Annotated in this window: 7 protein-coding genes and 1 pseudogene; 4 read left to right on the forward strand and 4 right to left on the reverse strand. The window is 72.0% G+C overall.

What is annotated here, in order from left to right:
- Positions 1-15 precede the first annotated feature (15 nt).
- A complete protein-coding gene (locus ACIBCU_RS01085; protein WP_399229712.1) occupies positions 16-1,539 on the reverse strand; it encodes a flavin monoamine oxidase family protein in 1,524 nt (507 codons plus the stop codon).
- 342 nt (positions 1,540-1,881) lie between these two features.
- On the opposite strand from ACIBCU_RS01085, the gene ACIBCU_RS01090 reads away from it, so the two are divergent.
- Complete coding sequence (locus ACIBCU_RS01090) at positions 1,882-2,844, forward strand: right-handed parallel beta-helix repeat-containing protein (RefSeq protein ID WP_399228369.1); 963 nt, start codon at positions 1,882-1,884, stop codon at positions 2,842-2,844.
- A gap of 101 nt (positions 2,845-2,945) precedes the next feature.
- Here ACIBCU_RS01090 and rpsA read toward each other — a convergent pair whose 3' ends face one another.
- Positions 2,946-4,460, reverse strand: coding sequence for a 30S ribosomal protein S1 (rpsA, locus tag ACIBCU_RS01095; RefSeq protein WP_104789902.1), 1,515 nt, complete (start codon positions 4,458-4,460; stop codon positions 2,946-2,948).
- Positions 4,461-4,858: 398 nt separating this feature from the next.
- Here rpsA and ACIBCU_RS01100 point away from each other — a divergent pair, with 398 nt between their 5' ends.
- Together ACIBCU_RS01100 and hrpB are read left to right on the forward strand one after the other, a co-directional pair.
- Positions 4,859-5,683, forward strand: a complete 825-nt coding sequence (locus tag ACIBCU_RS01100) for a class I SAM-dependent methyltransferase (RefSeq protein WP_399228372.1) — start codon at positions 4,859-4,861, stop codon at positions 5,681-5,683.
- A 45-nt stretch (positions 5,684-5,728) separates the two neighbouring features.
- Positions 5,729-8,230 (forward strand): ATP-dependent helicase HrpB, encoded by a 2,502-nt coding sequence (hrpB, locus tag ACIBCU_RS01105; RefSeq protein WP_399228374.1) that lies wholly within the window; start codon positions 5,729-5,731, stop codon positions 8,228-8,230.
- A 57-nt stretch (positions 8,231-8,287) separates the two neighbouring features.
- Here the strand turns inward: hrpB and ACIBCU_RS01110 are convergent, their stop codons facing one another.
- The gene (locus ACIBCU_RS01110) at positions 8,288-9,964 is read right to left on the reverse strand and encodes a lytic transglycosylase domain-containing protein (RefSeq protein ID WP_399228376.1); all 1,677 of its coding nucleotides are present in this window, start codon (positions 9,962-9,964) and stop codon (positions 8,288-8,290) included.
- Positions 9,965-10,221: 257 nt separating this feature from the next.
- Between ACIBCU_RS01110 and ACIBCU_RS01115 the strand changes: the two are divergent.
- Positions 10,222-10,560 (forward strand): annotated as a pseudogene (locus tag ACIBCU_RS01115) (DUF4184 domain-containing protein); the annotation flags it as partial.
- Positions 10,561-10,581: 21 nt separating this feature from the next.
- Here ACIBCU_RS01115 and polA read toward each other — a convergent pair.
- Positions 10,582-13,293 carry a DNA polymerase I gene (polA, locus tag ACIBCU_RS01120; RefSeq protein ID WP_399228378.1) on the reverse strand — a complete coding sequence of 904 codons (2,712 nt, stop codon included), beginning with the start codon at positions 13,291-13,293 and terminating at the stop codon, positions 10,582-10,584.
- Positions 13,294-13,454: the final 161 nt, after the last annotated feature.

Raw genomic sequence — 13,454 nt, forward strand, 5'->3', positions numbered from 1 at the left:
CCCCTGCCCTCGCGGTTACGCGAGGACCCGGTTGTGCAGCGCCGTGACCGCCTTCCGTGCCGAGGTGAACGCTCCGTGCTGCCAGGCGTCGGTGTGGCTGAGGTAGTCACCGGCGAAGTACACATGTCCGGCGGGGCTGTTGAGCGGCGCGAAGGCGGGGGCGTCGGGCCCGCCGGACAGGGAGTGCCAGGAGGCCTCGAGATACGGCGTCTGGCGCCAGTGGTGGGAGAACGACGTGGCGAGCTCCGTGCGGTACTTGTCGCCGTGGATCTTCACGCCCTGGGCGACCGCCCGCGCTTCCCTCTCGCGCGGCGCGAGGGCGGCGTAGGCGTCGGCGTTCGCACCGGTGTTGTAGTAGCCGATGATGGTGCCGCGTTCGCCGAGGTGCCCGTAGGACGGGTACCAGATGTGGGAGAGGTCCATGTCCGTCTCGGTGATGCCCCCGAAGATCCGGTGGTCGCTCTCCCACCAGCGGCTCCTGTACTCCAGCCCGATCTTGCCGGCCGAGGACGGTTTGCAGGACTCCAGGGCGCTCTGCACGGCCGGACCGAGGTTGTGGGACGTCTTGGCCAGGATGTTGGGCGGGAGCGCGGCGATGCAGTAGTCCGCCTCGATGCGGCGGGTGCGGCCCGCCTGGGTGTAGGTGACGGAGACGCCGTGCGCCGTGTCCGTGATGCCGGTGACAGCCGCTCCGGTCCGGACACGCCGCTCGCCCACCGCCCGGGTGAGCGCCGCGGGTATCCGGTCCATCCCTCCCACCGGCTGGAACATCAGCATCGCCTGGTCGTACTCGAATTCGAAGGAGAAGTAGCGTCCGACGCCGCTGGCGAAGACCTCGGACGCGGTGGGCACCGGGCCGAGTTCCTCACCCGGGGTCCCGGCGGCGGCCGGGTCGACGCGGTAGCCGCGCCGGGAGCTGCCGGTGTAGTCGAGCGTGTCGCCGATGTCGCCGAAGTCCTTGAGGAACTCCAGGAGCCGCTCCTGGTCGTCGGCGGTGATCTGCCGGTCGAGGGCGCCCTTGTCGCCGGCCTTGGCGAGGAGCTCGGCGACGTAGCCGTACATGTCGGCCTTGGCGGTGCGGTAGCGCACCGGCGCCTTCATGCCGGCCTTCTCGTTGAAGAGGTAGGCGTTGGCGTTCTCGTTGGTGAACACCTCGACGGGGACACCGAGTTCCCGGCAGTAGTCGAGGGTGACCATCCACTGCGGGATCCGGCCGGGCCCGGCGTTCATGTACTGGCCGTCGCTGAAACGGGCGGTCTGCCTGTTGCCGTAGGTGTCGGTGGTCGTGTCGCCGCCCCGGACGGTGAAGTTGCGGCCGCCGGTGCGGCCGCGGGCCTCCAGGACCGTGCAGTCGTAGCCGGCTTTGCCCAGCTCGTACGCCGCGGCGAGGCCGGCGATGCCTCCGCCGACGACCACGACCTTGGCGGCGGCCTTCCCGTTCAGCGAGAAGTCGCCCGGGCTCGGCGCCCGGAAGGCGGGTTCACGGCCCGCCGCGGCGGCGGTGGGCGCGAGTCCGAGAGCGCCCATCGTGGCGAACATGGCACCGGCGCCGCCGGTGAGGCCCACGTTGCGCAGAAAGCTTCGGCGGCTGGCGCCTGCCGCCACGGGAGAGTCCTGCGGGACGCGTGAGGTGTTCGAGGTGTGTGTCATTCCCTGGCTCCCCTGGTGATCCGGACGTTGCGCGGATCCTGGCAAGCGCTCGTTACGGGCCGTCAGCTATTCGTGTATCCCACACGTTTCTTCCGCCCGCCGGTGCGGAGGGGCATTGGTCCAGACCTTGACATGTCCACGCGCCACCCTTACGGTCACGGGCAGATTCAGCGACTCGCCCGATATTCACGTACGAGAACGTCTGAACCTCCTCGACGGGAAGGCACCCCCATGCGCACCCGCACACTGTTCCCCGCCCTGCTGACCGCCGCACTCGCCGCGGCCGCCCTGCCTCTCGCCGCGGCCGGCCCCGCGCGGGCGGCGGCGGTCATCGACGTGAGCACCGCGGCGCAGCTCAAGGCGGCACTCGCCGCCGCGGCCCCGGGCGACACGATCCGGCTCGCCGACGGCACGTACACCGGGAACTTCAAGGCGACCGTCCCGGCCACCTCCGCCGCGCGGATCACCCTCACCGGATCCCCGGCGGCGGTCCTGACGGCCGGCGGCGGCTACGGGCTGCACCTGGACGGAGCGTCGTACTGGACGGTGTACGGCGTCACCGTCACCGGCGGCCAGAAGGGCATCGTGACCGACGCGGCGAACGGCGTCGTCATCGACTCGGTGACCGTGCACGGCCTCGACATGGAGGGCGTCCACTTCCGCACGTCCAGCCGTGACGGCGTCCTGAAGAACTCCCGGATCCACGACACGGGCCGGAACGGCCGGGGCATGGGTGAGGGCGTGTACGTGGGCTCGGCGGGCGACCTCACCGACCGGAGCGACAACGCGCGGATCATCGGCAACACCATCGGCCCGGATGTCGGTGGCGAGAACATAGACATCAAGGAAGGCACCACCGGCGCGGAGATCATCGGGAACACCTTCGACGGCAGCGGCCTGACCGGTGCCAACTACGACGACTCCTGGGTCGACGTGAAGGGCAACGACGTGCTGGTCGAGAACAACAAGGGCGTCCGCACCACGAACAACGGCTACGAGACGCACACCCAGCAGAGCGGCTGGGGCTGCGGCACCGTCTTCCGCGACAACGCCTCGGACCTGACCGGCGCCACCGGCGGCGGTCAGCTTGCCGTCAACGTGACCCATGCGAGCACGAGCTGCCGCACCACCGTGTACGCCTCCAACACGGTCACCGGCGGCAAGGGGCTGACGAACATCGCCGTCACGCCCTGAGGCCCGCGTCCGGACACGAGTGAGGCCCGCCCCCCGGAGGGGACGGGCCTCACCTACAGCTCTACAGCTACTGCAGCCGATGAGCGGCTGGGGTCAGAGCGTCAGCTCTGGCCGCCGGCCAGCTTCTCGCGCAGGGCAGCCAGGGCCTCGTCCGACGCCAGGGCGCCGGAGTTGTCCGCGGACTCCGAGGAGTACGAGCCGCCGCCACCGCTGCCGCCGGAGGCAGCCGGGGCAGCGCCGGCCGGGGCGGCAGCGCCCTCGGCAGCGGCAGCCTCGTCGGCCTCGCGGGACTTGATGACCTGGGCCTGGTGCTGCTCGAAGCGCTGCTGCGCCTCGGCGTACTGCGTCTCCCAGACCTCGCGCTGCGCCTCGAAGCCCTCGAGCCAGTCGTTGGTCTCGGGGTCGAAGCCCTCGGGGTAGATGTAGTTGCCCTGGTCGTCGTACGACGCGGCCATGCCGTACAGCGTCGGGTCGAACTCGACCGAGGCCGGGTCTCCGCCGAACGCCTCGTTGGCCTGCTTCAGCGAGAGGCTGATGCGACGGCGCTCGAGGTCGATGTCGATGACCTTGACGAAGATCTCGTCGTTGACCTGGACGACCTGCTCCGGGATCTCCACGTGGCGCTCGGCCAGCTCGGAGATGTGGACCAGGCCCTCGATGCCCTCGTCGACGCGCACGAACGCACCGAACGGAACGAGCTTGGTGACCTTACCGGGAACGACCTGCCCGATCTGGTGCGTACGGGCGAACTGCTGCCACGGGTCTTCCTGCGTCGCCTTGAGCGACAGCGACACGCGCTCGCGGTCCATGTCGACGTCGAGGACCTCGACGGTGACTTCCTGGCCGACCTCGACAACCTCGGAGGGGTGGTCGATGTGCTTCCAGGACAGCTCGGAGACGTGCACGAGACCGTCGACGCCACCCAGGTCCACGAAGGCACCGAAGTTGACGATCGAGGAGACGACGCCGGAGCGGACCTGACCCTTCTGCAGGGTCGTGAGGAACGTCTGGCGAACCTCGGACTGCGTCTGCTCGAGCCAGGCGCGGCGGGACAGGACCACGTTGTTGCGGTTCTTGTCCAGCTCGATGATCTTGGCCTCGAGCTCCTTGCCCACGTAGGGCTGGAGGTCGCGGACACGACGCATCTCGACGAGCGACGCCGGGAGGAAGCCACGGAGGCCGATGTCGAGGATGAGACCACCCTTGACGACCTCGATGACGGTACCGGTGACGATGCCGTCTTCTTCCTTGATCTTCTCGATGGTGCCCCAGGCACGCTCGTACTGAGCGCGCTTCTTCGAGAGGATCAGGCGGCCTTCCTTGTCCTCCTTCTGGAGAACCAGGGCCTCGATCTCGTCGCCGACCTTGACGACCTCGTTCGGGTCGACGTCGTGCTTGATCGAGAGCTCGCGGCTCGGGATGACGCCTTCGGTCTTGTAACCGATGTCGAGGAGAACCTCGTCCCGGTCAACCTTGACGATGACACCGTCAACGATGTCGCCGTCGTTGAAGTACTTGATCGTCTCGTCGATCGCCGCGAGGAACGCGTCCGCGTCGCCGATGTCGTTGACCGCAACCTGCGGAGTGGTGGCGGTGGTCTCGGTGCTGCTCGTCATGTGGGAAAGGGCTCCGGTACGGACAGTGAGTCGTAGGTACTGCTACGCCGAGAGCCCGTATCGCCTCTGCAGAAGACCGGACAGCCTGGAAAGCGCCGATCCGTCAACCGGAAGGCGCCTCGACAACCGAGGGGACATGCAACAGACGCGAGCGCGGCCTGCTAGGTCTGAAGCGCGCAGGCTCGCAGCGCAACTTGTAGCATACGGGGGCAGCCGGACAGGGTCAATGCGCGAAGGCGCACACCCGGGGCACAACACCCCAATCCCGGCACAACTCACGTTCACCGAGGCCACATCGGTCGCAAGGGCGTGTCGTGCGCGCACAGGCGCACCCACCCCCTACGGCCCGTGGGGCACCCGCGCGAGGCGGGTGAAGGCAAACTACAACGACGGGCACGATGAGCCAAGAGATCTACGAGTCCGAACCTGAGGCGACCCGGCGGGAAGCCGGCGAGGCGGAGAGCAGCCGGGCGAGCCGCGGCTGGTGGGACCGGAACGCCGACGAGTACCAGAGCGACCACGGAGCGTTCCTGGGGGACGACCGCTTCGTCTGGGGTCCCGAGGGGCTGGACGAGGCGGAGGCGGCCCTGCTGGGCCCGGCGGGGGACCTGAAGGGCCTGGACGTCCTGGAGATCGGGGCGGGCGCCGCCCAGTGCTCGCGCTGGCTCGCCGCGCGTGGCGCCCGCCCGGTCGCCCTGGACCTCTCCCACCGCCAGCTCCAGCACGCCCTGCGGATCGGCGGCGGCGTCCCCCTCGTGGAGGCCGACGCCGGACGGCTCCCCTTCCGCGACGGCTCCTTCGACCTGGCCTGTTCCGCCTACGGCGCGGTGCCCTTCGTCGCCGACCCCGTGCAGGTGTTCCGCGAGGTGCACCGGGTGCTGCGGCCCGGGGGCCGCTGGGTCTTCTCGGTGACGCACCCGATCCGCTGGGCGTTCCCGGACGAGCCGGGTCCCGAGGGCCTCTCCGTCTCCGCCTCGTACTTCGACCGCGTGCCGTACGTGGAGCAGGACGGGAGCGGCGACGCGGTGTACGTGGAGCATCACAGGACGCTGGGCGACCGGGTGCGGGACGTGGTGGCGGGCGGCTTCCGCCTGATCGATCTCGTGGAGCCGGAGTGGCCGGCCTGGAACCACCAGGAGTGGGGCGGCTGGTCCCCGCTGCGCGGCAACCTGATCCCCGGCACCGCGATCTTCGTCTGCGAGCGGGACGACCGGGCCTCGTGAGGGACCACCGGTCCGCCTGAACGGCGGGCGTACGAGACTGGGGGCGTGATCCGTACCGACGCCCTGGACCAGTTGCCCGTACGCACCGCTGTGCCCGCCCTGGAGCGCGCGCTCGACGAGCGGGGTGCCGCGGTGCTGTGCGCGCCGCCCGGGACCGGCAAGACGACCCTCGTGCCCCTGGTCCTCGCCGGGCTGACCGGCGGCGGTCCGGCGCGCCGGGTGCTCGTCGCCGAGCCCCGCAGGATCGCCGCCCGGGCCGCGGCACGGCGGATGGCGTGGCTGCTCGGGGAGCGGCCCGGGGAACGGGTCGGTTTCACGGTGCGCGGGGAGCGCGTGGTGGGGCGCGGCACGGTGGTGGAGGTCGTGACCACCGGGGTGCTGCTCCAGCGGCTGCAGCGCGACCAGGAGCTGGCCGGCGTCGACGCGGTGATCATCGACGAGTGCCACGAGCGCCATCTGGACGCGGACACGGCCGCGGCGTTCCTCCTCGACGTACGGGGGACGATCAGGCCCGATCTGCGGCTGGTGGCGGCCTCGGCGACCACGGACGCGGCGGGCTGGGCGCGGCTGCTGGGTGACGCGCCGGTGGTCGAGGCGCAGGGGGTGTCCCATCCGGTCGAGGTGGTGTGGGCGCCGCCGGCCGGACCGGTACGCCCGCCGCACGGCATGAGGGTGGATCCGGCGCTGCTGACACATGTGGCCGCCGTGGTGCGCCGGGCGCTCGCCGAGCGCGACGGTGACGTCCTGTGCTTCCTGCCCGGTGTCGGAGAGATCGGCCGGGTGGCCGGTCAGCTCGCGGGCGTCGGCGCCGAGGTGCTCCAGGTGCACGGGCGCGCCCCGGCGGCCGTGCAGGACGCGGTACTGGCGGGACCGTCGGGTGGGCGCCGGGTGGTGCTGGCGACGTCCGTGGCGGAGTCGTCCCTGACGGTGCCCGGGGTGCGGGTCGTCGTGGATTCCGGGCTCTCCAGGGAGCCGCGTACCGACCACGCGCGGGGGCTGGGCGCCCTGACGACCGTACGGGCGTCGCGGGCGGCGGGACGCCAGCGTGCGGGCCGCGCGGGGCGCGAGGCTCCGGGCGCGGTGTACCGCTGCTGGGAGGAGGCCGAGGACGGGCGCCTGGCCGCGTTCCCCTCCCCCGAGATCAAGGTGGCCGACCTCGCGGCGTTCGCGCTGCAGGCGGCCTGCTGGGGCGATCCGGACGCCTCGGGGCTCGCGCTGCTGGACCCGCCGCCCGCGGGCGCCATGGGCGCGGCCCGGGAGGTGCTGACCGCGGTCGGCGCCGTGGACGCAGCGGGGCGCGCGACGAGCCGGGGCGTACGGATGTCCCGGCTCGGCCTGCATCCCCGGCTGGCCCGCGCCCTCCTGGACGGCGCGGACGAGGTCGGCGGGCGCCGCGCCGCGGAGGTGGTGGCGCTCATCGGCGAGGAGCCGCCGCGGGAGTACGGCGACGACCTGGCGCACGCGCTGCGTACGGCACGGCGCGGCGGGGACGGTTACGCGGCGCGCTGGCGGCAGGAGGTGCGGCGGCTCTCGCAGTCCCTGGGCTCCTCGGCGGACGCCGGTACCGGCCCGGACGACGCGGCCGTGGGGCTGGTGGCGGCGCTGGCGTTCCCGGAGCGGGTGGCGCGGGCCCGGGGCGAGGGGGCGTTCCTGATGGTGTCGGGCACGGGCGCGGAACTGCGGGACGGTTCACGGCTGCGCAGCGCGCCGTGGCTCGCGGTCGCGGTCGCGGACCGGCCCACCCATGCCGCGTCCGCCCGGGTGCGGCTGGCGGCCGTCGTCGACGAGGACACCGCACGGCTGGCCGCGGGACATCTGCGGTTCTCCGGGGAGGAGGTCCGGTGGGCGGACGGCGACGTGGTGGCCCGTTCCGTGGAACGCCTGGGGGCCGTCGAGCTGTCCGTACGCGCGCTGCGCAGGCCGGCCCCGGAGCTGGTGCGTGGGGCACTGCTGGAGGGGCTGCGCCGGGAGGGCCCGGGGCTGCTGCGGTGGAACCGGGACAGCGAGCAGCTGCGGCTGCGGCTCGCGTTCCTGCACCGGGTACTGGGGGCGCCGTGGCCCGACGTGTCGGACGCCGCGCTGCTGGACCGCGCCGACGAGTGGCTGGAGCCCGAGCTGTCCCGCGCCGGCCGCCGCGCGGATCTGGCGCGGATCGACGCCGGGCAGGCGGTGCGGCGGCTGCTGCCGTGGGCGACGGGCGAGGCGGCCCGGCTCGACGAGCTCGCCCCGGAGCGGATCGAGGTGCCGAGCGGGTCCCGGATCCGGGTGGAGTACGGCGGGGAACAGCCCGTGCTCGCGGTGAAGCTCCAGGAGCTCTTCGGGCTGAGCGAGACACCCCGGGTGGCGGGCGTGCCCGTCCTGGTCCATCTGCTGTCCCCGGCCGGGCGGCCGGCGGCGGTCACGGCGGACCTGGCGTCGTTCTGGCGGGAGGGGTACCGGGGCGTACGGGCGGAGCTGCGCGGCCGCTACCCGAAGCACCCATGGCCGGAGGACCCGACGACGGTGGAGGCCACCCGCTTCACGTCGGCGCGGCTGCGCCGGGACTAGCGGAGGTGCCGGGGCCAGGGCTTCCGGCCGGAGCCGGAAGCCCTGGTCCCGTGCGGGTCAGGCCGAGGGGGCCTCGACCTTCAGCTCGACGGTGAGCGTGGCACCGCTCGCGGTGGTGAGCCGCAGCCTGTAGGTGCCCGCCGTGTCGTCGGCGTGGATCTCCGGGAGTTCGAGGAGCCCGTCGGCACCGGTCTTCAGGGTCAGGATGCGGACAGGGAGGCCGAGCGCGTCCTTGAAGTACGGACCCTTGCCGTTCGCGGTGGGCGTCTCCGCATCGGTGATCATCGTGGCGGTGACGGAGGTGTCCGCCACCCCCGTGCCCTTGTACGCCGCCTTGACCTCGAGCCGCTCGGCGAACGCGGCGCCGGGGGCGGCCGTCAGGACCTTGTCGTCGGTACGGACGAGGGTGTCCGCGACCCGGGCCGTGACGCTCGCGAGGAAGCTGACGGTGCGCGGCGTGGCGGCGCCGGCGACGGCGGTCACCCTGAAGGGGCCCGTCTTCTCCCCGGCCGTCAGGACGGGGGCGGTGACGGTGCCGTCGGCCCCGGTGGTCAGGGTCACCGTGCGCTTCCCGCCGGTGAAGCGGGTGTCCGTGTCGCCGACGACGCTGAAGGTGACCGACGTCCTGGCGAGCGGCGCGCCCAGCTTGTTCCTCGCCCGGACCTTGACGCGCTCCGCGAACGCGTCACCCGCCGTGGCGGTGAGGGCGCCGGTGCCCGCGTTCTCGAGGCTCCCGAAGGTCGCTCCGGGCGCCGGGGTGGTGGGCGGGGGCGTGGTCGGCGGAGTCGTCGGCCCGGTGGACGGAGGCGTCGTGGCCGGCGGCGTGGTGGCGGGCGGCTCGGTGGCCGCGGGCGGGGTGCTCGGTGACGAGGTGGCCGGCGGAGTGGGCGTGGGCGACGGGAAGGACGTGCCCGTGTCCGTGTCCTCGGAAGGAACGCCCGTGCCGTCCGGGACCTCGTGGGTACCGCGCTTGTAGTAGTCGAACCAGGAGCGCACCGTGCGCAGGTACTCGGTGGAGTGGTTGTAGCTCAGCACCGCCCGGTCGAGGTCCGCGGCGAGCGACAGGTCGCGGGTGCCGGCGCAGAGGTAGCGGCCGGCGGCCAGCGCCGCGTCGTAGACGTTGTCGGGGTCCTTGCGCCCGTCGCCGTTCCCGTCCTGGCCCCAGGTCGCCCAGGTCGACGGGATGAACTGCATCGGGCCGACCGCGCGGTCGTGGGTCGAGTCCCCGTCGTACGCCCCGCCGTCGGTGTCCTTGATCAGCGCGAAGCCCTGGCCGTTGAGGGCCGGGCCGAGGATCGGGGAGAAGGTGGTGCCGTTCGCGTCGACCTTGCCGCCACGGGCCTGGCCCGACTCGACCTTGCCGATCGCGGCGAGGAGCTGCCACGGCAGGCGGCACGCGGCGTCGGTGCTCGCGAGGTCCTGCTCGGCCTTCTTGTACGCGGCCAGGACGGTGGCCGGTATGCCCGCTTCGGCACTGCCGGTCACCGGCAGATTCACGGACGTACCGGGCTTGTTGGGCGTATCGAGCGGCGGGAGGTCCGTGTAGTAGGGCGAGTTGCCCGTGGCCGCACTGTCGCCGGGCGGCGTCGCGCCGGCCGCGGTCCGGTCGTCCGCGGCACTGTCGGGGTGCGGTGCGGCGGGAGCCTGAGAGGCGGAGAGGGCTGCTACGGCGGCGGCGGCCACCGCGGTGGTGGTGGCCCCCCTGCGCAGCCTGCGGCCGAATTGCGCTGCCATACGTGTCGGTTCCTCCCCGTCGACGGCTGTCCGCGCTCCCCGCGCGAGAACTCAGGCGACCCTACGACAACTCCCGCCGCCCGAACACTGGTCCCCGCCCGGTTCTTACCGGTTTCTCAGCTTCACAGCCGTCAAGTCACCTCGGTGCCCCTGCGGGTGACACGAGCTCACGCATACGTGCCGCCACGCCGTTCACGCTCAGCCACGCCGCAGCCGTGCTCCCGGGAATCCGCAGGTCCGGCACGGGCCGCGGGCCCCTCCTGGCGTGGTTCACGTACACGGGCCTGCGGCGCACCGGGCCGGTCCCGGCCCCGGCGTCCTTGCCGGTGCTGAGCCGGGCCGAACGCAGGTGGGCCGGGCCGCTCCTGGTGCTCTGCGTCCTGCTGGGCGTCGTCCACCGGTGTGCCCGCCGGTACGCCTGCTTCGGGCGCGCCGAGACGCCCCTCGACATCATCCCGACCGCGTGCTTCGGCGCCGGGGCGGGCCTGGCCGCCGGCCTGTTGCTGTACGGGGCACGGGTGCGGCTGCTGCGGAGACCGTCCGGGCCCCGTGCGGACGCCGCACGGGGCCGCCCGGCCAGCCGGGACGCCGGCTGAGCACAGCTCCTGGAAGGGACCTCAGTGCGCGGCCGTCTCCCAGTCCTTGCCGACGCCGACCGAGACGTCCAGCGGCGCACGGAGCTCGACCGCCGTGGACATCTCCCGGCGGAGGATCTCCTCGACCTGCTCCCGCTCGCCCTTCGCGATCTCCAAAACGATTTCGTCGTGGACCTGGAGCAGCATCCGTGACGTCAGCTCCGCCTCCCTCAGCGCCCGGTCCACGTGCAGCATCGCGACCTTCACGATGTCGGCGGCCGTCCCCTGGATCGGGGCGTTGAGCGCCATCCGCTCGGCGGCCTCGCGCCGCTGCCGGTTGTCGCTGTTCAGGTCCGGGAGGTAGCGGCGGCGGCCGAGGATCGTCTCCGTGTACCCGGTGGACCTGGCCTCCTCCACGACCCGGTGCAGATAGTCGCGCACCCCGCCGAACCGCAGGAAGTAGGTGTCCATCAGCCCGCGCGCCTCGCCGGCCTCGATGTTCAGCTGCTGGGAGAGGCCGAACGCGGAGAGTCCGTAGGCCAGCCCGTACGACATCGCCTTGATCTTGCGCCGCATCTCCGCGTCGACGGCCGACTTCTCGACGCCGAACACCTGCGAGGCGACCGTCGTGTGCAGGTCCTCCCCGGAGGTGAACGCCTCGATCAGGCCGGCGTCCTCCGAGAGGTGGGCCATCACCCGCAGCTCGATCTGGCTGTAGTCGGCCGTCATCAGCGTCTCGAAGCCCTCGCCGACGACGAAGCCCCGGCGGATCGCCCGCCCCTCGTCCGTACGCACGGGGATGTTCTGCAGGTTCGGGTCGGTGGACGAGAGCCGGCCCGTCGCCGCGACCGTCTGGTTGAACGTGGTGTGGATACGGCCGTCCCCACCGATCGTCTTGATCAGGCCCTCGACCGTGACCCGCAGCTTCGCCTGCTCCCGGTGGCGCAGCATGATGACCGGCAGCTCGTGCTCGGTCTGCGCGGCCAGCCAGGCCAGCGCGTCCGCGTCGGTCGTGTAGCCCGTCTTCGTCTTCTTCGTCTTCGGCAGGGCCAGCTCACCGAAGAGCACTTCCTGGAGCTGCTTGGGCGAGCCGAGGTTGAACTCACGGCCCACCGCGGCGTGCGCCTCCTTCACCGCCTGCTGCACCGCACCGGCGAACTGCTGCTCCATGCCCTCCAGATGCGCCCGGTCGGCGGCGATGCCGTGCCGCTCCAGACGGGCCAGCATGATCGATGTCGGCAGCTCCATGTCGTGCAGCAGCCCGGTGGCGCCGACCTCCTTCAAACGCGTCGTGAACGCGTCCCCCAGGTCCAGCACCGCGCGCGCCTGCGCCATCAGGGCGTCGGCCTCCGCACGGTCGTCCGCGCCGAAGGCCAGCTGCCCGTCGGACGCGGGGGCCGGGGCCAGCTCACGGCCGAGGTACTCCACGGCAAGGGCGTCCAGGGCAAAGGAGCGGCGGCCGGGCTTGACGAGATAGGCGGCGAGCGCGGTGTCCATGGTGATGCCCTCCAGCCGCCAGCCCTGCTCGGGGAAGACCCGCAGGGCGTTCTTGGCGTTGTGCAGCACCTTGGGCCGCTCCGGGTCCGCGAGCCAGGCGGCGAGGGCCTGCTCGTCGGCCTCGTCGAGCTCGGCCGGGTCCAGCCAGGCGGCGGCCCCGTCGGCGGCGGCGAGCGCGATCTCCGTGACCGTGCCCGTCCCCAGCGACCAGGTGTCGACGGTCATGACACCGAGCGGCTGACCGCCGTGGGCCTCCAGCCACGGAGCGACCTCGCCCGACCCCAGGACCGCGCCGTCCAGCTCGATACCGGCCAGGGGCTCCGGCGGACCGGCCTCCTCCGCACCCGGGTCGACGGCGAGCAGCCGCTCGCGCAGGCTCGGGTTACGGATCTCCAGGATGTCCAGCACACCCGTGACCGCCGTGCGGTCGTACGGAGCGCGCTCCAGCTCGGCCGGGGCCTTCGGCAGCTCCACGTCGCGGACCATCTCGGTCAGCACACGGTTCATCTTCACCGCGTCCAGGTGGTCCCGGAAATTCTGGCCGGCCTTGCCCTTGACCTCGTCGGCCCGCTCGATCAGCTCCGCGAAGGAACCGAACTGGTTGATCCACTTCGCCGCCGTCTTCTCACCCACACCGGGGATACCCGGAAGGTTGTCCGAGGGGTCGCCCCGCAGCGCCGCGAAGTCCGGATACTGCGAAGGCGTGAGCCCGTACTTCTCCTGGACCTTCTCCGGGGTGAAGCGCGTCAGCTCCGAGACGCCCTTCGTCGGGTAGAGCACCGTCACGTTCTCCGTGATCAGCTGGAACGAGTCCCGGTCGCCTGTGACGATCAGCACCTCGTAACCAGCCGCCTCGGCCTGCGTGGCCAGCGTCGCGATGACGTCGTCGGCCTCGAAACCGTCCACGGCGAACCGGTCCGCGTGCATCGCGTCCAGAAGCTCGCCGATCAGCTCGACCTGCCCCTTGAACTCGTCAGGGGTCTTCGAACGGTTCGCCTTGTACTCGGGGAACTCCTGCGCACGCCACGTCTTGCGGGACACGTCGAACGCGACCGCGAAATGAGTGGGCGCCTCGTCACGAAGCGTGTTCGCCAGCATCGACATGAAGCCGTACACGGCATTCGTCGGCTGCCCCGTCGCCGTCGTGAAATTCTCCGCGGGCAGGGCGAAGAACGCCCTGTACGCCAGGGAGTGCCCGTCCATCAGGAGCAGGCGCGGTCGGTTGTCTGCCGTCTTCTTCGATGCCGTCTCAGCCACGCCCCCGATCCTGCCACGGACCACTGACAATCCGGACCGGCCGCCGCCCCCGCCCCGGCCACCGCTGCCACACCCTCCGGAGCGGCCTGCCCGCCCTCACGCTTCCCGCGGAACGGCCCGGCACGCGTGCATGACAGGATCGAAGGACTGTCAAGGCGTAA

Origin of the sequence: Streptomyces sp. NPDC051064 (assembly GCF_044455985.1) — a bacterium.
Taxonomy (GTDB): Bacteria; Actinomycetota; Actinomycetes; order Streptomycetales; family Streptomycetaceae; genus Streptomyces.

Bases quoted from the DNA above. Each gene is read 5' to 3' on its own strand.
- rpsA (WP_104789902.1), bottom strand. From the start codon at position 4,460: ATGACGAGCAGCACCGAGACCACCGCCACCACTCCGCAGGTTGCGGTC.
- ACIBCU_RS01085 (WP_399229712.1), bottom strand. From the start codon at position 1,539: ATGTTCGCCACGATGGGCGCTCTCGGACTCGCGCCCACCGCCGCCGCG.
- ACIBCU_RS01110 (WP_399228376.1), bottom strand. From the start codon at position 9,964: ATGGCAGCGCAATTCGGCCGCAGGCTGCGCAGGGGGGCCACCACCACC.
- ACIBCU_RS01100 (WP_399228372.1), top strand. From the start codon at position 4,859: ATGAGCCAAGAGATCTACGAGTCCGAACCTGAGGCGACCCGGCGGGAA.
- ACIBCU_RS01090 (WP_399228369.1), top strand. From the start codon at position 1,882: ATGCGCACCCGCACACTGTTCCCCGCCCTGCTGACCGCCGCACTCGCC.